Below are 20,950 nucleotides of genomic sequence, written 5' to 3'. Positions count from 1 at the left end.
TGGTCCACTATAGCGACGGCACGGCTCGACTTGTCGCGAGCCGTGCCTGTAAGGAATGGCGTGACGCGCATATAGGGATCGCTTCGCCGGCCCCGCAACCGAAAGGCTATCGCTCTTGCCAGATACCGTTTTCGTCCTGAACGGCCCCAACCTCAACCTGCTGGGAACGCGCGAGCCGGAGATCTATGGCGACGAGACGCTCGACGATATCGCCGGGATGCTGGAGGACCGCGCGCGCGAGTTGGGCCTGGAGATCGACATGCGCCAGTCGAATCACGAGGGCCACCTCGTCGACTGGATCCAGGAGGCGCAGGCGCGCGGTGCGAAGGCCGTCATCCTCAACGCGGGCGCATTCACGCATACCTCGGTCGCGGTGCACGATGCGATCAAGGGCGTGAAGACGCCGGTGATCGAAGTGCATCTTTCCAACCCCCACACGCGCGAATCGTTCAGGCATGTGAGCCTGGTCGGCCAGGCGGCGAAGGGTACGATCGCGGGTTTCGGCGCGCTTTCGTATGTGCTCGCGCTTGAAGCCGTCGCACGGTTCTGACAGGAGGCCCCGCCATGACCGATACAACCGAAAACACAGGCGCAATGCAGGTCGACGTGACCCTGGTGCGCCAGCTCGCCGAACTGCTCGACACCACGCAGCTGACCGAGATCGAAGTCGAGGACGGCTCGCGCCGGATTCGCGTCGCGCGCAAGGCGGCCCAGGCAGCCCCCGTCGCGCATTATGCGCCGCCCGCCCCGGCCCCCGTCTCAGCACCGCTGTCGATCCCGCAGGCCGAGGTCGGCGCGTCCGCCCCCGCGATCAGCGCGAGCGCGGTCAAGTCGCCGATGGTCGGCACCGTCTATCTCGCCGCCAACCCCGAGGCTAAGCCGTTCTCGACCGTCGGCCAGAAGGTCAATGCCGGCGACACGCTGCTGATCATCGAGGCGATGAAGGTGATGAACACGATCGTCGCGCCATCGGCCGGCACCGTGACCGCGATCCTGGTCGAGAACGGCCAGCCGGTCGAGTTCGACCAGCCCCTCGTCGTGGTCGAATAATGCCGCAAATCAAGAAGCTACTCATTGCGAATCGCGGCGAGATCGCGCTGCGGATCCACCGCGCCTGCCATGAGATGGGCATCAAGACGGTCGCGGTGCACTCGACCGCCGACGCCGACGCGATGCACGTGCGGCTCGCGGACGAGGCGATCTGCATCGGACCGCCGTCCGCCGCGGACAGCTATCTGAACATCCCGAACATCATCTCGGCCGCCGAAATCTCGGGGGCGGACGCGATCCATCCCGGCTACGGCTTCCTCAGCGAGAACGCGCAGTTCGCCGAGATCGTCGAGCTTCACAACATCCTGTTCGTGGGTCCGAAGCCCGAACATATCCGGACGATGGGCGACAAGGTTCAGGCCAAGCGCACCGCGGGCGCTCTGGGGCTGCCGCTCGTCCCCGGTTCGGACGGCGCGATCAGCGACATCGCCGAGGCCAAGGCGATCGCCGAATCGATCGGCTATCCGGTGATCATCAAGGCGGCTTCCGGCGGCGGTGGTCGCGGGATGAAGGTCGTCAACGACGCCGACGATCTCGAGACGCAGATGCAGCAAGCCGGCAGCGAGGCGAAGGCGGCGTTCGGCGACGCCACCGTCTACATGGAAAAATACCTCGGCAATCCGCGGCATATCGAATTCCAGATCTTCGGCGATGGCAACGGCAACGCGATCCACTTGGGCGAGCGCGACTGCTCGCTCCAGCGCCGCCACCAGAAGGTGCTCGAGGAAGCTCCTTCGCCGATCATCACCGCCGAAGAGCGCGAGCGGATGGGCGGGATCGTCGCCAAGGCGATGGCCGACATGGGCTATCGCGGCGCGGGGACGATCGAGTTCCTGTGGGAAGCGGGCGAATTCTACTTCATCGAGATGAACACCCGGCTCCAGGTCGAGCATCCGGTGACCGAGATGATCACCGGGCTGGACCTCGTGCGCGAGCAGATCCGCGTGACCGAGGGTCATCCGCTGACGCTGCGCCAGGAAGACGTCCAGTTCCGCGGCCATGCGATCGAATGCCGCATCAACGCCGAGGACCCGCGCACGTTCGCGCCGTCGCCGGGGCTGGTGAAGGTGTATCACGCGCCGGGCGGGATGCATGTGCGCGTCGATAGTGGGCTGTATGCCGGGTATCGCGTGCCGCCTTACTACGACTCGATGATCGCCAAGCTGATCGTCTACGGGACGACCCGGCAGGGTGCGTTGCGGCGGTTGCGGCGTGCGCTCGAGGAGATGGTGATCGAGGGTGTCACGACGACGATCCCGCTGCACCGTGCGCTGCTCGACGATCCCGAGTTCCAGGAGGGCGCGTACACGATCAAGTGGCTGGAAGAGTGGTTGGCCAAACAGGGGGCTTAACGGCCGCCTCACCCCCCGTCATCCCAGCGAAAGCTGGGATCTCCCCGTTCGGGTCGCATCGCAAACCAAGCGGAATATCCCAGCTTTAGCTGGAATGACGGATTGGGGCAGCGGGAGCTCTTAGCTTTCCCTGAGATGACGGGGTGGGCAGCGGGGATCCCAGCTTTTGCTGGGATGACGGGGTGTCAGATGATAACGGAGCATGCGTGAAGGCGACGATCTACCACAACCCGCGCTGCTCCAAATCCCGCGAGGCGCTTGCCCTGCTGCAGGAGGCAGGCGCAGACGTCACGATCGTCGAATATCTGAAGACGCCGCCCACCCGCGCGGAACTCGTCCGCCTCTACGACCGCGCCGGCATGACTCCGCGCCAGGGCCTGCGCATGGCCGAGGACGGCGCAAAGGCCGTGAAGCACGGCGACTCCGAAGCGATCCTCGACGCGATGATGATCGACCCGCTGCTGATCGAACGCCCGCTGGTCGAGACCGACAAGGGCGTCCGGCTCGGTCGCCCGATCGCACGGCTGCGCGAGATCCTGTGATCGGCTCCCCTGCCCTTGCATTGCGCACGCACCGCCTAGGTGCCGCAATTTCGGGCAGTGAAATCAAACATATTCCGCGGTTGCCCGAGGGCGCCTCGGCTGGCACGCTTGGTGCAAGGCGCCCTTCAGGGCGGACGGCTCGCTCGCGAGGGCGAGGGTTTCAACGACAATCGGGGGCGTACCTGTGAAAAAGATCGAAGCCATCATCAAGCCGTTCAAGCTGGATGAGGTGAAGGAAGCGCTGCACGAGATCGGCGTGAGCGGCATCACCGTGACTGAAGCCAAGGGCTTCGGCCGGCAGAAGGGCCACACAGAACTGTATCGCGGCGCGGAATATGTCGTCGACTTCCTGCCCAAGGTGAAGCTCGAGGTCGTCGTCGAGGACGGGCTCGCGCAGCGCGTCGTCGAGGCGATCGCCGCGGCCGCGCAGACCGGCCGGATCGGCGATGGGAAAATCTTCGTCATTCCGGTTGAGAGTGCGCTTCGCATCCGCACCGGCGAGCGCGACGACGACGCAATCTAGTTCAAACCCACGCATGGGGCGTTGACGGCAGGTAACGACATCGTCATTTGACGCGGCGCAACATTGTGTGGAAATCTCAATCCATACCGCAATTAGATTCCCCGCATGAGGCGGCGGATATCTCAAAAACGAAGGGCAAGCATCATGGCGAATTCGGCCTCCGACGTTCTCAATATGATCAAGGACCAGGAGATCGAGTGGGTCGATCTGCGGTTCACCGATCCAAAGGGTAAGTGGCAGCATCTGACGATGGTCGCCAGCCTGATCGGCGAAGACGAGCTGACCGACGGCCTGATGTTCGACGGCTCGTCGATCGAGGGCTGGAAGGCGATCAACGAGAGCGACATGACGCTCAAGCCCGATCTCGATGCAATCTACATCGATCCGTTCTCGGCGACGCCGATGATGATCCTGATCTGCGATATCGCCGATCCGGTCACCGGCGAGTTGTACGCGCGCGATCCCCGCTCGACCGCAAAGCGCGCCGAGGCGTATCTGCTGACCACCGGCGTCGGCGACACCGTGTATGTCGGCCCCGAAGCCGAATTCTTCATGTTCGACGACGTCCGCTTCGAAAACACGTACTCGAGCAGCTACTACAAGATCGACGACATCGAGCTGCCGGGCAATTCGGGTCGCGAATACGAGGGTGGCAACATGGGCCATCGTCCGCGCGCGAAGGGCGGCTATTTCCCGGTCGCACCGGTCGACAGCGCCGTCGACATCCGCGGCGAGATGGTCTCGACGATGATCGAGATGGGCCTGCCGTGCGACAAGCATCACCACGAGGTCGCCGCCGCACAGCATGAGCTGGGCCTGACCTTCGGTACGCTGACGCAGACCGCGGATCGCATGCAGATCTACAAGTACGTCGTCCACCAGGTCGCGCATGCGTACGGCAAGACGGCGACGTTCATGCCGAAGCCGATCAAGGAGGACAACGGCTCGGGGATGCACACGCACTTCTCGATCTGGGAAGGCAAGACGCCGCTGTTCGCCGGCAACGGCTATGCAGGCCTCAGCGACATGTGCCTGTATTTCATCGGCGGCATCATCAAGCATGCGAAAGCAGTCAACGCGTTCACCAACCCGTCGACCAACAGCTACAAGCGCCTCGTCCCCGGCTACGAAGCCCCGGTGCTGCTCGCCTATTCGGCGCGCAACCGCTCGGCATCGTGCCGCATTCCGTACGGCACCGGCCCCAAGGCGAAGCGCGTCGAAGTGCGTTTCCCGGACGCACTGGCCAACCCGTATCTCGCTTATGCGGCGCTGATGATGGCTGGCATGGACGGCATCCTCAACAAGATCCACCCGGGCGAGGCGATGGACAAGAACCTGTACGACCTGCCACCCGCAGAGCTCGCGCAGGTCCCGACCGTCGCGGGTTCGCTCCGCGAGGCGCTCGAGTGCCTGCTCGCCGATCACGACTTCCTGCTGAAGGGCGACGTGTTCTCGAAGGACCAGATCGAGAGCTATGTCGAGATCAAGTACGCCGAGGTCGCGCGCTGGGAGATGACGCCTAGCCCGGTCGAGTATGACATGTACTACAGCGGCTGAGCCGTGCGGGCCGCATGGCGGTGCGCGAGAGCGCACAGCCGCTGTCGGCCGGCGTCGCGAGTAGCGACGACCGACGGCGTGGCTTCGCCACGTCGCTGAACTGAGAAAGGGCGCCCGGAGCAATCCGTGCGCCCTTTTTCGTATCGCACCTGCCTAACCTATCCTGTAATCTTTTTTACACAACGACACGACGCGCGCGCCGCCAGTGACATCCACACCTCATCGCCAACCGCATTCCCAACAAAAACCCTGTCAACAACCCTACACAGCGATCAACGCAGCAGCGAAGGATCGCCCGTGACCTACCAGACGCATATCGCCCGGATCACCAACCTCATCGCCGACCAGAACGGCACCTGGGACGCGATCTCACCCGAATCGGTCGCGCGGATGCGGCTCCAGAACCGTTTCGCCACGGGGCTCGACATCGCCCGCTACACCGCCGCGATCATGCGCAAGGACATGGCCGCCTATGACGCCGACCCGGCGAACTACACGCAGTCGCTCGGCTGCTGGCACGGGTTCATCGCGCAGCAGAAGATGATCAGCATCAAGAAGCATTTCGGCACGACCGACCGGCGGTATTTGTACCTATCCGGCTGGATGGTCGCGGCGATGCGGAGCGAGTTCGGCCCGCTGCCCGACCAGTCGATGCACGAAAAGACCAGCGTCCCCGCGCTGATCGAGGAGCTCTACACCTTCCTCCGCCAGGCCGATGCCCGCGAACTCGGCATGATGTTCCGCGAGGTCGACGCGGCCCGCGCTGCCGGCAATGCGATCGAGGAACAGCGCCTGCTCAACGCGATCGAGAACCACCAGACTCACGTCGTGCCGATCATCGCCGATATCGACGCGGGCTTCGGCAACGCAGAGGCTACGTACCTGCTTGCGCGAAAAATGATCGAGGCGGGGGCCTGCGCGCTCCATATCGAGAACCAGGTCAGTGACGAGAAGCAGTGCGGCCACCAGGACGGCAAGGTCACGGTGCCGCACGAGGACTTCCTCGCGAAGGTCCGCGCCTGCCGTTACGCGTTCCTCGAACTCGGCGTCGAGGACGGCATCATCGTCACGCGCACCGACTCGCTCGGCGCCGGCCTCACGAAGCAGATCGCGGTCAGCAAGGAAGCGGGCGACCTCGGCGACCAGTATAACTCCTACCTCGATTGCGAGGAGATTGATCCCACGACCGCGCGCAACGGCGACGTGATCTTGAACCGCGACGGCAAGCTGCTCCGTCCAAAACGCCTGCCCTCCAACTTGTTCCAGTTCCGCGCCGGCACGGGAGAAGACCGCTGCGTCATGGATTGCATCGCGTCACTTCAAAACGGCGCTGACCTGCTCTGGATCGAGACGGAGAAGCCGCACATCGAGCAGATCGCCGGCATGGTCGACCGCATCCGCGAAGTCGTCCCGAACGCGAAGCTGGTCTACAACAACTCGCCAAGCTTCAACTGGACGCTGAACTTCCGCCAGCAGGTGTTCGACGCCTGGGCCGCCGAGGATAAGGACGTTTCCGCCTATGACCGCGCGCGCCTGATGAGCGTCGACTATGACGGCACCGCGCTGGCCGACGAAGCCGACGAGCGCATCCGCACCTTCCAGGCGGATTCGGCCAAGCGCGCGGGCATCTTCCATCACCTCATCACGCTGCCGACCTATCACACCGCCGCGCTCTCGACCGACAATCTCGCCAAGGAGTATTTTGGCGATGCGGGGATGCTCGGTTATGTGAAGGGCGTCCAGCGCAAGGAGATCCGCGAGGGCATCGCCTGCGTGAAGCACCAGAACATGTCCGGCTCGGACTTGGGCGACGACCACAAGGAGTATTTCGCGGGCGAGGCGGCGTTGAAGGCCGGTGGCGCACACAACACGATGAACCAGTTCGCCGCCTGATCTGCACACGCCGGAGCGCATGTTCCGGCGTGCACCTTGCCTGACGGTCCGCTGCGGTGTCGGATCGCATATCGAGATCGGAGATAGGGACAGTGCTTCACCCCCAACATGAAACATATGTCATTTTCGGGTTTACGCCGCCCCGCCCTGGCCGCTAGGAGAAGTCCTTCTAAAGGGTGGCAAGGTGATGATGCGGAAGGCTATTTTTCTTTCCGTGGGGGTGTGCCTGTCGCTGTTGACGGCGTGCAACCGTCACCAGTCGACGCTCGCGCCGTTCGGCGAGGAAGCGGACAAGGTCCTCTCGATCACCATCGTCCTGGTCATCGGCGCGATCATTCTTGCGGGCGGTCTGGCATTGTTGATGCGCCATGCGATGCGCGCACCTGAGGGTCGGCTGACACACAAGGGCGGCATGAAGCTGGTGCTGTGGCTCGGCGGCATTGGGCCTTCGATCCTGCTGCTTGCGCTGCTACTCTACGCCCTGCCCGCGATGCGCCCGCGCGAGGTTGCGAACGGCGATCTCCGGATCGGTGTCGAGGGCGAACAATTCTGGTGGCGCGTCCGCTATGCGCCGCCGGGCGGATCGGTGGTCGAGGCGGCCAACGAACTCCGCCTGCCCGTCGGCCGCACCGTCGAACTGTCGCTGCGCAGCCCCGACGTCATCCACAGCTTCTGGGTGCCCGGCCTCGCTGGCAAGATGGACATGATCCCCGGCCGCACCAACCGCCTCGTCGTTCGTGCGACCAAGGCGGGGACGTACCGCGGCGTCTGTGCCGAGTTCTGCGGGCTCGGCCATGCGCTGATGGCGTTCGATGTCATCGCGATGGAGCCCGCCGCGTTCGCGAGCTGGCTCGCCGCGCAGGCCAGGCCCGCCACCGTCACCGCATCGCCCGGCGCGCGCCTGTTCGCAAGCTACGGCTGTAGCGGCTGCCACAGCGTCCGCGGCGTCGGGCCCGTCGCGAAGATCGGCCCCGACCTGACTCACTTCGGCTCGCGTCCGACACTCGCCGCAGGTGTGCTGCCGATGACCCGCGCCAACATCGCCGGTTTCGTGCGCGATCCGGGCAAGACCAAGCCCGGCGTGCGGATGCCCGCCTTCCCGCAGATGTCGGCTGCCGAAGCCGACCAGATCGCAAGCTACCTTCAGGGGCTCAAATGACCACCGAGAGCACCCCGTATGTCGCGCCCGACCAGAATGATCCCGCGGTCCGTAAGGGCCAGGAGGACCGTCTTCGCGAGGTATGGAAGCCGCCCTCGGGCTGGTTCTTCCGCTGGACCGACGTCAACAACAACCGGATCGGCGTGTGGTATACGCTGACCGCGTTCGGCTTCATGCTGTTCGCGGGCGTGCTCGCGCTGATCATGCGCACGCAGCTCGCGGTGCCGAACAACGACCTCGTCACCGCGAACACGTTCAACCAGCTGTTCACGCTGCACGGCTCGATGATGATGTTCTTGTTCGCGGTGCCGATGTTCGAGGCGGTCTCGATCATCCTCCTGCCGCAGCTGCTCGGCGCGCGCGACCTGCCGTTTCCGCGGCTGTCGTCGTTCGGATACTGGAGCTTCCTGATTGGCGGCGTGTTCGTGTCGGGCTCGATCTTCTTCGACGCGGCGCCCGATGGCGGCTGGTTCATGTACCCGCCGCTGACGACGCGGACCGATCTGAGCGGGCTCGGCGCCGACATCTGGATGCTGGGCTTGAGCTTCATCGAGGTGTCGTCGGTGGCGGCGGCGGTCGAGCTGATCGTCGGCGTGCTGAAATGCCGTCCGCCAGGCATGCGGCTCAACCTGATGCCGCTCTACGCCTGGTACATCCTGGTCGTCGCGGTGATGATACTGTTCGCGTTCCCGCCGCTGATCGCGGGCGACGTGCTGTTCGAGATGGAGCGGCTGCTGAACTGGCCGTTCTTCAACGCGGAGAAGGGCGGCGACCCGCTGCTGTGGCAGCATCTGTTCTGGATCTTCGGCCACCCGGAAGTCTACATCGTCTTCCTGCCGTCGATTGCGCTGTTCGCAATGCTGATCCCGACCTTCGCGCAACGCCATTTGCTCGGCTATCCGTGGATCGTGCTGGCTGCGGTCGGGACGGCGTTCCTGAGCTTCGGGCTGTGGGTCCACCACATGTTCACGACCGGCCTGCCGAAGATCAGTCTCGCCTTCTTCGCAGCGGCATCGGAAGCGGTGGCGATCCCGACCGGCGTGCAGATCTTCGTGTTCATCGCGACGCTGTGGGCGGGCAACGTCAAGAAATCGACGCCTTTGCTCTACGCGAGCGGAAGCCTGGCCGTGTTCGTGATCGGCGGCCTGAGCGGCGTGATGGTCGCGGTCGCGCCGTTCGACTGGCAGGCGCACGACACCTATTTCATCGTCGCGCATCTGCATTACGTGCTGATCGGTGGCACGCTGCTACCGCTTTTCGCCGGGCTCTATTATTACTGGCCGCTGATTACCGGCAAGAAGCTCAGCGACAGGCTCGGGCGGATCGCGTTCTGGATCATGTTCGTGGGGATGAACGTGACGTTCTTTCCGATGCACCTGTCCGGCCTGCTCGGGATGCCGCGGCGTGTGTTCACTTATCCGGAGGAACTCGGAATCGGCGGGCTCAACCTTGCCTCGACGATCGGCTCGTACATGTTCGCGACGGGCGTACTGATCGTCTGCATCGACCTCGCGCTGTCGCCGCGCCGCCCCAAGGCGCCGCGCAATCCGTGGAATGCGGGAACGCTCGAATGGCTCGCGCTGCCCGACGACGAGGATTGGGGCATCCGCTCGGTGCCGCTGATCGAAAGCCGCTATCCGATCTGGGACCAGAAGAACTTCGTCCAGAAGGTCGACGAGGGCCGCTTCTTCCTGCCCGACGCGGAGGAGATGCGGCGCGAGTCGATCGTCACCTCCGTGCTCGACGCGCGCCCGGTGCAGGTGATCCGCCTCGGTACGCCGAGCGTGAAGCCGATGATGACCGCGGTCGCGCTGGCGGGCGTGTTCATCCTGACGACCTACCACCTCTATATCTGGTCGGCGGTCAGCGGCGTGGCGACGCTCGCCTGCGTGCTGTGGTGGCTGTGGACCGGGACCGCCGAGATCCCCGAAAAGCCGACCAAGCATATCGGCCACGGCATCGAGGTGCCGCTCTATACCTCCGGCCCGTCGGCACCGGGCTGGTGGGCGATGTTCATCACGATGATGGCGGACGCGACCGCGTTCTCGGGGCTGGTGTTCGGCTATTTCTTCTTCTGGACGATCCACAATGATTTCCCGCCGAGCGGCGTCGGGCTGAACGGGCCGGGCGTGTTCTGGCCGATGGTCGCGCTAGCGCTGACCCTAGCGGGCTGGGCCGCCACCGTCGGCGCACGCGAAGTCCATCGCCGCGGCAACGTCGCCGCCGGCCGCGCGCTGCTGGTGGTCGGGATCATCGCGACGCTGGCGAGCCTCTTCGCCGGGCTCGCCGGACCATGGTATTCGGGGTTAGACCCCGAACTCCACGTCTATCCCGCGATCGTCTGGACGCTGGCGATCTGGACCGCGGTGCATGCCGCGATCGGGGTCATCATGCAGGGCTATACATTGGCGCGTAGCCTCGCCAGCAAGATGACGCCGGTCTATGACGCGGACCTGCGCAACATCACCGTGTACCACCACTTCCTCGCGCTGACGGGCATCGTGACATTCTGCACGATCGGCCTGTTCCCGGGGGTCGCATGAAGAAGCATTGGGCGCGCGACCTGAAGGTCACGCTGTGGACGCTGATCGTGCCGCCGACGATCTGGGCCGCGCATTTTCTGTTCTGCTATTTGTGGGTGGCGGTAACGTGCGCGAAATCGTCCGCGCCGGGGACGGCGTTGAACGGCTTCCCGCTGGCGACGCTGATCGCGACGATCGTGGCGCTGCTGGGGATCGTCGCGGCAGGCTATATCGCGCGCGTCCAGTCCGAGACGCCGGGCGATCCCGCCCCCCACGAACAGGGCACGGCAATCGACCGGCTGCGCTTCCTCGCGCTGTCGACACGTTTGCTGGCGGGACTGAGCTTCGTCGCGGTCATCTTCACCGCGCTACCCGTCATCATGTTCGGCGATTGCCGATGAGACGCGCGAGCCTCGCGCTGGGCGTCGTGCTCGTCCCGCTCGGCTGGGCGTTTGCGGCTGCACCACTGGGCATGGTCGGGCATATGGCGGGCCACATGATCGCGGTCGCGGTCGCCGCACTGTTCCTCGCGTACGGGATCGCCGGTTCGCGCTGGGATCCGGCCGAGCGCTGGCCCGCGATCGTGACACCCTTGGCGATGTCGCTGGTCGAGCTGGTCGTGGTGTGGCTCTGGCACCTCCCCGCGCTGAGACTGCGCGTCGACATGCAGCCCGCAGCCTTGCTAGTCGAACAGGCAAGCTTTCTTGCGGCCGGCGTCCTCCTGTGGAGCGCTGTGCTCGGGACGCGCACCGGCGGCGCGAGCGATCGACGGGCGTCGGGTGTCGCGGCGATGTTGCTCACTTCGATGCACATGACATTGCTCGGCGCACTGATCGGCCTCGCCCCGCGACCGCTCTACGCGATGATGGCCATGCACCCGGCAACGCACGGTCTCGACGCACTCGAAGACCAGCAACTCGGCGGCGTCGTCATGCTGATGGTCGGCGCTGCGAGCTATTTCCTCGGCGGGCTAGCCATGCTCGGCGGACTGTTGAAGACACGGAGCGCGACCGCATGACGATCCGGATCACCTGGGCGCGCGCCGCCGCCGCCATCGTCGGACTGGCGCTCGCCGGGCTGTTGTTCGCGTGGTCGGGCGTATTCAACATCGCCGCGTCGTCGGGCCATTGGAAGATCACCGACTGGTTCCTCCACTGGACGATGCGCAACTCGGTCCGCACCTACGCCGCCGTCACCGCCCCCGACGATCCCAAGGCGAAGGAAGGCCTCGTCAGCGCCGCCGGCCTGTTCAAGGCCAGCTGCGCTTCGTGCCACGGCGCGCCCGGCGTGCGTCCGCTCCCGGTGATGCAGGCCGCGACGCCCCCTGCTCCCGACCTGTCGGTCAACGCGCGAGAATGGACCGACAAGCAGATCTTCTGGATCCTCAAGCACGGCGTGAAATACACCGGCATGCCCGGCTGGGCGGCGAAGGACCGCGACGACGAAGTCCGCCGCATGGTCGCCTTCGTCCGACTGCTGCCCGAGATGTCGCCCGCGACCTATCGCTCGCTGACCGAAGTGCCGGGCATCGCCGATGCCAAGATCGCGACCTGCGCCGGTTGTCACGGCGCGGATGGGCGAGGTCGCAACCAGCCCGACATGCCGGTACTCGGCGGCCAGAGCCCGGCGTATCTCCGTGCAGCACTGGAGGCCTATGCGACCGGCAAGCGCCAGAGCGCGGTCATGGTGAACGCCGCCGCGACGCTGACGCCGGCAGAGATGACGCGGTTGGCGGATCACTTCGCAGCGATGCCGGGTATCGGCAGCGTCACGCCGTCGGGCTCGGCCGAGGCTGCCAAGATCGACCGCGAAGGGCTGCCGAAGGTCCAGCTCCCTCCCTGTGCGAGCTGCCACGCCCCCGGCAAGCCCTACCCCGTCCTTGCCGGCCAGCGTGCCAGCTACATCGCCCAACGCCTCCGCAACTGGCGCGGCGACGAGACGGTGGTCGACGCGCGAAAATCGCAGGCGACGATGCCGGTCATCGCCCGCCGTATCCCCGAGGACATGATCGACCCGCTCGCGCGCTATCTCGCAGGCCGCTGATCGCTTAGCCGTTCGCGGGCAGCATCTCGATCGACACGGAACGCTCGCCGAGCAGATCGGCGAGCGGTTCACCGGATGCGAGGGCGGTGTCGCCCCACCAGTCGCGCGCGTCGATCCGGTCGAGATATCGCTCGGCACAGCGTAGCGGGATCACACAAAGCATAATTGCGTCCGGACCGATCCGGCGAAATGCAATGGCCTGGTCGGCGCGGATACCGCTTAACGCGATGGGCTCGTAATATCCCTCCGAGAACACCGTCGGATGCGTCCGTCGCAGCGTGAGAAGCTGTCGGATCAGCGCCATCTTTGCTGGCGTATCGACGGCTAGCGACGCCTGAAGGTACGCGTAATCCACCGGCCGGCGGTTGTCGGGATCGACCAGACTTAGATCTGCAATCTCCCTGCCCTGATACAGATCGGGGACGCCGGGAACGGTATAGCGCAGCGCGACTTGCGCAAGGCCGTTCGCCGCCGCCGCGGGTGCGATCCGAGCGACGAACGCAGTTATGTCGTCGAGGAAAGCCTGCGACCGCTCAGGATCGAGCAGCGCGCGTGCCAGATCGTGGCAGCGGCTCTCATAAGCCTCGTCCGGCGCCTCCCAGGACGAGCGCAGCTTCGCCTCGCGCAACGCCTTTTCCTGCCACGCGACGATCCGCCTGGCAAAGTCCGACAGTCCTTTTGTATCCGCTGCAGTCAGGCCCTCGGGCCAAGCGCCGAACAGCGTCTGGAGCAGCATATAGGCGTCGGCGGGATCGACCCCGTCGGCAAACGGCGCGGCGAGTTCGCGCCATCGTTCCACGCGCGCGCCCCAGAGGTCGGGCAGTTCGCTCAACACCGCGAGCCTTGCGCGGACGTCTTCGCCCCGCTTGTGGTCATGAGTCGCCGTCGCAAGCATGGCCGCCGGCCAATCGCGGGCGCGCTCGACCATGGCCGCGTGGAACTCGTCGATATCGAGCGACATGCGAGCCGCGTCGAACCCGACGTCATTGCGCGAGAGCAGGCGGGCGTAGCGATAGAAGGCGGTGTCCTCGACCGCCTTGGCCGCAATCGGCGCAGAGAGTTGCTGGAATTTCCGCACCGCCTCGGCGGCGAGCTTTGCATCCCCAGGCCCTTCGCCTGCCAGCCACGCGAGGATCCGCTCGACCACCGCCTCCTCGCCCGGTGGCACGAACTGAGCCACGCGCTGGCGGACCGTCTCGCGGATCGCAGCATCCGCTGCCGGGGCGGCATCGCCTGTTCCGTAGGTGCGATAGACCGGGAAGACCCGCAACAGGCGCTCGATCGCGCGGTCGAGCATGCCACGCGTCAGGCCATTACATTCGGGCGTCGAGCGGGCGAGTGCGACGAAGGCCTCGATGCAGCCACGGTGCTGCGCGTGGAACTGCCACGCGAGCAATTCCTGCCGCGCGCGCAGTTCCTCGGGCGCAAAGTCGGGGGAGCGGCCACTGATGTCCGCCCAGAGTTCGGCGAGCGGTTCGGCACCGGCGGGCGCGTGGAGCAGGGCCGTCACCTGCTCCATGAAGTCGTACCCACTGGTGCCGTCGACGCCCCAGTCGGTGCTGAGCGGTTCGCCTTCGGCCAGGATTTTCTCGATGACGATGTACGCGCGACCGGGCGGCGCATCGGCGGGACGCTCGATCGCATCGAACCTTGCCCGGAGCTGGCGGCAATAGCCGGCGGGGTCGGTCAGCCCGTCGACATGATCGACCCGGACGCCGTCGATCAAGCCCTCGGCGTAGAGGCGGAAATAGAGCGCGTGCGTGGCCTCGAACACGACCGGGTCTTCGGCGCGGAGGCCGGCGAGATCGTTGATCGTGAAGAACCGCCGCCAGTTGAGCTCGTCGTTGGCGACGCGCCACGAGGCGAGGCGGTAATGCTGGCGGTCGACCAGCGCGGCGATGTCGTCGGTCTCGGCGGTCGCCTGATCCTCGTCGCGGATCGGCAGGCGATGTTCGCCATAGGCTTCGAGGACATACCGACCGTCGATCTGCTCGACCTTGAGCGCACCATTCGCGAGCGTCTTGGCAAGCGGATCACCGAGGATCGGGAGCACCAGCTTCTCGCGCCAGTCGATGTCGAAGTAGCGCGCAAATTCGCTAGCCTCACCGTGTGCTAAGACGTCATTCCACCACGCGTTCTCACCACCTGCAACCCCCATGTGGTTGGGGACGATGTCGATGATGACGCCCATGTCGCGCGCGCGGAGTGCTGCAACCAGGGTGCGAAAGGCCTCTTCGCCGCCGAGTTCGGGATTGATCCGGGTCGGATCGACGACGTCGTAGCCGTGGGTGGACCCGCTGCGGGCAGTTGTGATCGGCGAGGCGTAGAGGTGGCTGATCCCCAGGTCGTCGAGATACGGCACCAGCGCCTCCGCATCGGCAAAGGTGAAGTCCTTGTGGAACTGGAAACGGTAGGTTGCGCGCGGTGTCGTGGGGGGGATCATGCAGGTCTCGTGGCGTTGAGCGTGGCGATGCGGGCGGCGACAGCGGGGCGTTGGAGCAGTGCCTCGGTCGTGTCGGGCAGGCGGCGGCGCCAATTGGGATGTTCGTCGATCGTGCCGGGGAGGTTCGGCTGCTCGATCACCCCGGCCAGATCCTCGATGGGTATGATCGCCAGCGCGCAGGGCGTGCCGGCGACATGCGCGATCGCAGCGTCGACGACCGGGCCGGTATCGTCGGGCGATGATCGCTTGGCACCCGTGTCGAAAGCGGACCAGAGCGCCGCGCGATCATCGGCGCGGGCTGCCCGGTCTGCGGGCTCGTCGACCGCGTCGGACTTGCGACCGAGGTCCCACGTCCAGTCGATGTCGCGGCCGCTCCACCAGCCCGCGACCGTCGCGAGATCGTGCGTACCGGTCATCGCCACCGCGTCGGGAGACCATCTCGCGGGGGGCACGAAGCCGTCCACGTCGCGCTCGAACCAGAGTACGCGCATACCGAGCATGGCCCGCGCATCCATCGCCTCGCGAAAGCCGTCGGGGACGGTGCCGAGGTCTTCGCCGATGACGATCGCCTTCGCGCGCTGTGATTCCATCGCGACGATCCGCATCATGTCGTCGAACGGCATGTCGAGGTACGCGCCCTCTGCTGCCGATGCGCCTTCGGGCACAACCCAGAGGCGGCGCAGGCCGAACGCGTGGTCGATGCGGATACCGCCGGCATGCGCGAGGGCGGCGCGAATTGTGGCGATGAACGAAGCGAACCCGGTTTCGCGGAGCGCGTGCGGATCGAAGCCGGTAATCCCCCAGCTCTGCCCGTCCGGACCTAGTGGATCGGGTGGTGCGCCGATCGACAAGCCGGTCAGCAGGTCGCCGCGACGGCTCCAGCCGTGGCTGCCGCCGGGGTCCATGCCAACGGCGAGGTCGGCGATGAGGCCGACCGCCATGCCTGCATCCTTCGCGGCGGTCTGTGCGGCGTCGAGATCGCGACGGGAGAGCCATTGGAGGAAGACGTAGAAGGTAACGTCATCGGCATGCTCGGTGACGAAGCGGCGGACGGCTGGGCTGGCAGGATCATGATACTCGGCCGGCCATTGCTGCCAGCCTCGCGCGCCGGTTGTCGCGAAGAAATGCGCGTGGAGAGCATCGAACTCGGCGTGACGTTCGAGGTCGTCTCCGCCCTCCCGCCTGAATGCGTCGAGAGTTTTGCCAAGTTGCCGAGCATCTTGGTCGAAGGTCTTACGAAGGCGTGCGAGCTTGGCAGGAATTGCGCGCTGCCAGTCTATCAAGTCGGGCGCGGGCAAGTCAGGCGCGGGGTCGTCCAACGTCCCGGCGAACGCGGACGCATCGGCATACAGGCCGTTGAGGAATTGCCGGCTCGACGGTGCGTAAGGGCTGTAACGACTGGCGTCCGCGGGAAAAAGCGCATGCGTGGGACTGATGGCGAGTGCGTCGGCACCGTGCTCCCCGAACGCTCGGGCGGCGTCGGCGAGCGTGCCGAAGTCGCCAAATGCCTTGGCAGTCTCGCTGCGCAGGCTCGGGATCTGGACCGCGGGCGCCCAAATTTTGCGCCCCGGTATGGCATCGGCGATGGTGAAGCAGCGTCGGGGGGCGACGAGCAGGTCGATCACGTCGTCGCCGATTTCGAGACGATGATAGCCGGTGTGCTCGATTGGCTTCAACGCGCCTCGGTCGATCGCAACCGACGTCCGTATCCCGTTTTCTAGGGTGAGTTCGGCCTCGCCCGACAGCGTCGTCGCAAGCTGGATGGGATCGCCGACATCGACCGACAGGAAGCGAGGCGCTCGCGCAGCCCTGACTGCGATAGCAGCGAGGCTGTCGGCGATTTGCGTGGTGCTGGCGGACGGGTGGCCGAGGCGATCGAGGATCGCTCGCAATGCCTCGTCCGACACCGTCTGGCGTCGACCGGCGGCATCCTGCCATTCGAGTTGCAGCCCCGCCACGGTCGCCAGCGTTTGCAGGCTGCTCATCGTTCCAGCCAGACTGCGACGCTGCCGGACTGGCCGAGTCCGCCATCCGCGAAGATCGGTGCAGCGTCGATCTCGGGGAACGACACGGCCTCGTCCCCGAGGTTCAGCGCGATCGTTAGCACCGCGCCATCGCCCATCGTCCAGCGTGCGACGACCGCCCCCTTCCCGATCGCTTCGGCGCCGATCGCGGTCGTGCCACGGAGGCGAGGGATGATCGCGTCGTAGCGGATTTTCAGCAGGTTACGGAACAGGTCTTGCCACTTGGTCGCATCCGGGCCAGGTTCTGCGCGCGACCGATGAAAGGTCTTGTGCGCGTTCGGATCGGGGATCGCCTCGCGCGCTTCGGGATCGGCGAATGCGGCGAACTTAGCGAATTCCCTGCGGCGGCCTTCGCGCACCGCATCGGCGAGATCGTCGTGGAAATCGGTGAAGAACAGGAACGGGCTTTCGCTGCCATGCTCGTCGCCCATGAACAGCAACGGGATCTGCGGGCCGAGCAGGAGCAAGGCGGTGGCGGCGCGCAGCTTCTGGCGATCGGCGAGCAGCGTCAGGCGTTCGCCCATCGCGCGATTACCGATCTGGTCGTGGTTTTGCAGGAACGCGACGAACGCGGTCGGCGACAGATGTGCGCTCGGCTTCCCGCGCGGTTTGCCGTCGTGGTTGGGCGAGCCCTCCCCCTGGTAGATGAAGCCTTCGCCCAGGCAGCGTGCGAGGCGTTCGGCCGGACGGTCTGAAAAGTCAGCATAATAGGCGCTGGTTTCGCCGGTCAGCAGCACATGGAGGACGTTGTGGAAGTCGTCGTTCCACTGCGCGTCGAACGCGGCCGAGTGAAGACGCTCGGCGTCGTTCCCCTCGTTCTCAAGGACGAGATGGACGTGCCGGGCCGCAGTATTTTCGCGGAGTTCGGCGGCCATCGCATCGAGGAAATCGTCGTTTGCGATCGCGTGGACCGCGTCGAAGCGGAGGCCGTCGAAGCGGTATTCGTTCAGCCACATCAGCGCATTGTCGACGAAATAGCGGTGGACCGGCGGCTGGTCGACCGCCACCGCGCCGCCCCAAGGGGTATCGACTTCGGCGTGGAAGAAGTCCTTCGCATAGGCGCCGAGATAGTTTCCGTCGGGACCGAAGTGATTGTAGACGACGTCGAGGAACACCGCGAGGCCGAGTTCGTGCGCGCGGTCGACGAGCGCCTTCAGGTCGTCGGGCCTGCCATAGCTTTCGGCCGGGGCGTAGGGCAGCACGCCGTCATAGCCCCAGTTTCGGGTACCGCCGAACGCGTTGACCGGCATGAGTTCGATCGCCGTCACGCCGAGCGCGGCGATTGCCGGGAGGTGATCCGCGACGCCCGCGAAGCCGCCGAGCGTGCCGACATGGACTTCCTGGATGACCATCTCTTCCCACGGACGGCCGCGCCAGTCTGTCGTGCGCCAGTCATAGGCGGCGTGATCGACGACGATGCTCCACCCATGGACGCCGCCCGATTGTGCTCGCGAGGCCGGGTCGGGGACCGTCAGATCATCGGCCAGCCGGAACCGGTATCGGGTACCCGGCCCTACGGGCGCCGAGGTGCTGAACCAGCCGTCGGCGTTGCGGATCATGGGAACCGCATCGCCATCCGCGATCTCCAGAGTCACGACTTCGCGGTCGGGAGCCCAAAGGCGGAACGTCGTCCCGTCTTCGCCAAGCGTCGGTCCCCAATTCATGCCGCTGCGATCGTCCACGCGAGCAACGCCGCGCCCTGGGGGGGAAGCTCGTAGCTATCCTTGATCGGCGTCGGCCCCTGCTCGGGCTTGCTGCTGTCGATCAGCACGGTGCGCTCCACCTCTTCGGGGGGTGGCATGTGGAAGGTCAGCGGCCCCTCCGAGGCGTTGAGGAACAGCGAGATCACCTGGATCTCACCCGATTCCATCTCGCACGCGCGCCGCATCACCAGTGCGCGGCCGTTGGTGTTGTCCCAATCCTCCGCCGTGAGTTGCTGGCCGCGCTCGTCCCACCATTCGATGTCCTTCAGCCCTTCGGCCGGCGTGTCGTCGCCGTAGAGGAAGTTACCGGCACGCAGCATGCCGTATTCGCGGCGCAACGCGATAAGGCGAGCGGTGAAGTCGATCAGCGCCTCGCCTTCGGGGGACTTCGCCTTCTCCCAATCGAGCCAGCTGATCTCGTTGTCCTGGCAATAGGCGTTGTTGTTGCCGTGCTGCGTGCGGCCGAACTCGTCGCCGGCGACCAGCATCGGCGTGCCGAGCGACGAGAACAACGTCGTCAGCATCGAGCGCATCACGCGCGACCGGGTTTCGAGGATCGCGGGATCCTCGGTCGGCCCTTCGACGCCCCAGTTGCGGGAGCAATTGTTCGAATGGCCGTCGTTGTTGTCCTCGCCATTCGCCTCGTTGTGGCGTTCCTCGTAGGCGACGGTGTCGGCGAGCGTGTAGCCGTCATGAGCGCCGAGCAGGTTTACGCTCGCCCAGGGGCGGCGCGCCCGGCGGTCGAACAGATCGGCCGAGCCTGTCAGGCGCGCGGCGAGATCGGCGCGCTGCGCGTGGTCGCCGCGCCAGAATTTGCGCACGGTGTCGCGGTATTTGTCGTTCCACTCGGCGAAACCGGGGGGGAAGTTGCCGAGCTGATACCCGCCGGGGCCGATGTCCCACGGCTCGGTGATCAGCTTTAGACGGCCGAGCACGGGATCCTGCCGGAGAACGTCGAAAAAGCCCGCGCCGGGATCGAAGCCGGTGTCCGTCCGCCCGAGCGTCAGGCCGAGATCGAAGCGGAAGCCGTCGATGCCGAAGCTGGTCGCCCAGTAGCGCAGCGAGTCCGCGACCATCTGGATCACGCGCGCCTTGGTCAGGTTCAACGTGTTGCCGGTGCCGGTGTCGTTGATCGAATAGCGCGGGTCGTCCTTGACGAGCCGGTAGTAGCTGGCGTTGTCGAGCCCGCGCCAGGAGAGCGTCGGGCCCTGTTCGGAGCCTTCGCAGGTGTGGTTGTAGACGACGTCCAGAATCACCTCGATCCCGGCCGCATGCAGCCGGCGGATCGAACGGCGGAGTTCGTTGTGGCTGTCGGTCGCGAAGAACGAGCGCTCGGGCGTGAAGAAGTTGAGGGTGTTATAGCCCCAGTAATTGCGCAGGCCCTTCTCCTGGAGGAAGCGGTCCTGGATATAGGTGTGGATCGGCAGCAGCTCGAGCGCGGTGACCCCGAGGCGCTTGAGGTGATCGATGACCTTGGGGTTGCCGAGCGCCGCGAAGGTGCCGCGCTCGGAGGGCTGGACCTCCTCGAACAGCTTGGTCAGGCCCTTGGTATGCGCCTCGTAGATCACCGTCTCGGACCAGGGCGTATTCGGGCGCACGTCGCGCGACCAGTCGAAATGGCTGTCGGTCACGACGCCCTTGGGCATCGTCAGCGCGCTGTCGCGCTTGTCGAAGCTCAGGTCCGCGCGCGGCGACTTGACTTGGTATCCGTACATCGCGTCGGTCCAGCGGAGTTCGCCGATCATCTGCTTGGCGTAGGGATCGAGCAGCAGCTTGTTGGGATTGAAGCGGTGGCCTTCTTCCGGCGCGTACCGGCCGTGGGCGCGATAGCCGTAGACGAGGCCGGGCTGCGCGTCGGGGAGGTAGCCGTGCCAGACCTCGTCGGTCCACTCGGGAAGCGCATAGCGCTTCAGCTCGCGGCGGCCGGTTTCGTCATAAACACACAGTTCGATCTTCTCGGCATTGGCGGAATAGACTGCGAAGTTGACGCCGAGGCCGTCAAAGGTCGCGCCGAGGGGGTATGCCGAGCCGGCGTCGAGCGTGTCGGGCAGTAGATGCAATGCGAAGACCCTTTTCGTGTCGTAATCGTCTCGCTGCGCGCGCGGCTTTACCGCGGTGCAGCATTCCTTGCCGTGAAAC

The 20,950-nt window shown here is 65.6% G+C and carries 16 protein-coding genes; 12 read left to right on the top strand and 4 right to left on the bottom strand.

Annotated features, from left to right (window positions below; translation table 11 throughout):
* Positions 1 to 115: 115 nt before the first annotated feature.
* From aroQ to U1737_RS02620, 12 genes are all read left to right on the top strand, one after another.
* On the top strand, positions 116 to 550 hold the full coding sequence (gene aroQ, locus U1737_RS02675; protein WP_332795499.1) for a type II 3-dehydroquinate dehydratase: 435 nt from the start codon (positions 116 to 118) through the stop codon (positions 548 to 550).
* Positions 551 to 564: 14 nt separating this feature from the next.
* Positions 565 to 1,050, top strand: coding sequence for an acetyl-CoA carboxylase biotin carboxyl carrier protein (gene accB, locus U1737_RS02670; protein ID WP_332795498.1), 486 nt, complete (start codon positions 565 to 567; stop codon positions 1,048 to 1,050).
* Complete coding sequence (gene accC / locus U1737_RS02665) at positions 1,050 to 2,402, top strand: acetyl-CoA carboxylase biotin carboxylase subunit (protein WP_332795497.1); 1,353 nt, start codon at positions 1,050 to 1,052, stop codon at positions 2,400 to 2,402. The genes accB and accC overlap by 1 nt, the downstream gene beginning before the upstream one ends.
* Before the next feature lie 206 nt (positions 2,403 to 2,608).
* Positions 2,609 to 2,944, top strand: a complete 336-nt coding sequence (locus tag U1737_RS02660) for an arsenate reductase family protein (RefSeq protein ID WP_332795496.1) — start codon at positions 2,609 to 2,611, stop codon at positions 2,942 to 2,944.
* Positions 2,945 to 3,128: 184 nt separating this feature from the next.
* Entirely contained in the window at positions 3,129 to 3,467 is a 339-nt protein-coding gene (locus tag U1737_RS02655; protein ID WP_055875939.1) for a P-II family nitrogen regulator, read from the top strand.
* Between the two features lie 144 nt (positions 3,468 to 3,611).
* Positions 3,612 to 5,024 (top strand): type I glutamate--ammonia ligase, encoded by a 1,413-nt coding sequence (glnA, locus tag U1737_RS02650; RefSeq protein WP_248520738.1) that lies wholly within the window; start codon positions 3,612 to 3,614, stop codon positions 5,022 to 5,024.
* Positions 5,025 to 5,321: 297 nt separating this feature from the next.
* Complete coding sequence (locus tag U1737_RS02645; RefSeq protein WP_332795495.1) at positions 5,322 to 6,917, top strand: isocitrate lyase; 1,596 nt, start codon at positions 5,322 to 5,324, stop codon at positions 6,915 to 6,917.
* Positions 6,918 to 7,107: 190 nt separating this feature from the next.
* A complete protein-coding gene (locus tag U1737_RS02640; RefSeq protein WP_248521451.1) occupies positions 7,108 to 8,076 on the top strand; it encodes a cytochrome c oxidase subunit II in 969 nt (322 codons plus the stop codon).
* Positions 8,073 to 10,619 carry a cytochrome c oxidase subunit I gene (gene ctaD / locus U1737_RS02635; RefSeq protein ID WP_332795494.1) on the top strand — a complete coding sequence of 849 codons (2,547 nt, stop codon included), beginning with the start codon at positions 8,073 to 8,075 and terminating at the stop codon, positions 10,617 to 10,619. The genes U1737_RS02640 and ctaD overlap by 4 nt, the downstream gene beginning before the upstream one ends.
* Positions 10,616 to 10,999 (top strand): hypothetical protein, encoded by a 384-nt coding sequence (locus U1737_RS02630; RefSeq protein WP_248520741.1) that lies wholly within the window; start codon positions 10,616 to 10,618, stop codon positions 10,997 to 10,999. The genes ctaD and U1737_RS02630 overlap by 4 nt, the downstream gene beginning before the upstream one ends.
* Positions 10,996 to 11,616: a cytochrome c oxidase assembly protein gene (locus U1737_RS02625; RefSeq protein WP_332795493.1), complete on the top strand. Its 621-nt coding sequence runs from the start codon at positions 10,996 to 10,998 to the stop codon at positions 11,614 to 11,616. The genes U1737_RS02630 and U1737_RS02625 overlap by 4 nt, the downstream gene beginning before the upstream one ends.
* Positions 11,613 to 12,641 carry a c-type cytochrome gene (locus tag U1737_RS02620; protein ID WP_332795492.1) on the top strand — a complete coding sequence of 343 codons (1,029 nt, stop codon included), beginning with the start codon at positions 11,613 to 11,615 and terminating at the stop codon, positions 12,639 to 12,641. Before U1737_RS02625 ends, U1737_RS02620 begins: the two co-directional genes overlap by 4 nt.
* Positions 12,642 to 12,645: 4 nt before the next feature.
* On the opposite strand, the gene treY is transcribed toward U1737_RS02620, so the two are convergent.
* The 4 genes from treY to glgX are packed head-to-tail and all read right to left on the bottom strand — an operon-like array spanning position 12,646 to position 20,871.
* Entirely contained in the window at positions 12,646 to 15,084 is a 2,439-nt protein-coding gene (treY, locus tag U1737_RS02615) for a malto-oligosyltrehalose synthase (protein ID WP_332795491.1), read from the bottom strand.
* Positions 15,081 to 17,069, bottom strand: a complete 1,989-nt coding sequence (gene malQ, locus U1737_RS02610) for a 4-alpha-glucanotransferase (protein ID WP_332795490.1) — start codon at positions 17,067 to 17,069, stop codon at positions 15,081 to 15,083. The genes treY and malQ overlap by 4 nt, the downstream gene beginning before the upstream one ends.
* On the bottom strand, positions 17,066 to 18,772 hold the full coding sequence (gene treZ / locus U1737_RS02605) for a malto-oligosyltrehalose trehalohydrolase (RefSeq protein WP_332795489.1): 1,707 nt from the start codon (positions 18,770 to 18,772) through the stop codon (positions 17,066 to 17,068). Before treZ ends, malQ begins: the two co-directional genes overlap by 4 nt.
* Positions 18,769 to 20,871, bottom strand: coding sequence for a glycogen debranching protein GlgX (gene glgX / locus U1737_RS02600; RefSeq protein ID WP_332795488.1), 2,103 nt, complete (start codon positions 20,869 to 20,871; stop codon positions 18,769 to 18,771). Before glgX ends, treZ begins: the two co-directional genes overlap by 4 nt.
* Between the last annotated feature and the right edge of the window lie 79 nt (positions 20,872 to 20,950).

The sequence above is a fragment of the Sphingomonas fucosidasi genome, assembly GCF_036663855.1.
Classification (GTDB): Bacteria; Pseudomonadota; Alphaproteobacteria; order Sphingomonadales; family Sphingomonadaceae; genus Sphingomonas; species Sphingomonas faeni_B.
Note: the sequence above shows the minus strand (reverse complement) of the source record. Positions and strands in the feature narration are given on the sequence as shown.

Excerpts from the sequence above, each read along its gene's own strand:
- accB (WP_332795498.1), top strand. The coding sequence starts at position 565 with ATGACCGATACAACCGAAAACACAGGCGCAATGCAGGTCGACGTGACC.
- accC (WP_332795497.1), top strand. The coding sequence starts at position 1,050 with ATGCCGCAAATCAAGAAGCTACTCATTGCGAATCGCGGCGAGATCGCG.
- glnA (WP_248520738.1), top strand. The coding sequence starts at position 3,612 with ATGGCGAATTCGGCCTCCGACGTTCTCAATATGATCAAGGACCAGGAG.
- U1737_RS02640 (WP_248521451.1), top strand. The coding sequence starts at position 7,108 with ATGCGGAAGGCTATTTTTCTTTCCGTGGGGGTGTGCCTGTCGCTGTTG.
- ctaD (WP_332795494.1), top strand. The coding sequence starts at position 8,073 with ATGACCACCGAGAGCACCCCGTATGTCGCGCCCGACCAGAATGATCCC.
- U1737_RS02630 (WP_248520741.1), top strand. The coding sequence starts at position 10,616 with ATGAAGAAGCATTGGGCGCGCGACCTGAAGGTCACGCTGTGGACGCTG.
- U1737_RS02625 (WP_332795493.1), top strand. The coding sequence starts at position 10,996 with ATGAGACGCGCGAGCCTCGCGCTGGGCGTCGTGCTCGTCCCGCTCGGC.
- U1737_RS02620 (WP_332795492.1), top strand. The coding sequence starts at position 11,613 with ATGACGATCCGGATCACCTGGGCGCGCGCCGCCGCCGCCATCGTCGGA.
- treY (WP_332795491.1), bottom strand. The coding sequence starts at position 15,084 with ATGATCCCCCCCACGACACCGCGCGCAACCTACCGTTTCCAGTTCCAC.
- malQ (WP_332795490.1), bottom strand. The coding sequence starts at position 17,069 with ATGAGCAGCCTGCAAACGCTGGCGACCGTGGCGGGGCTGCAACTCGAA.
- treZ (WP_332795489.1), bottom strand. The coding sequence starts at position 18,772 with ATGAATTGGGGACCGACGCTTGGCGAAGACGGGACGACGTTCCGCCTT.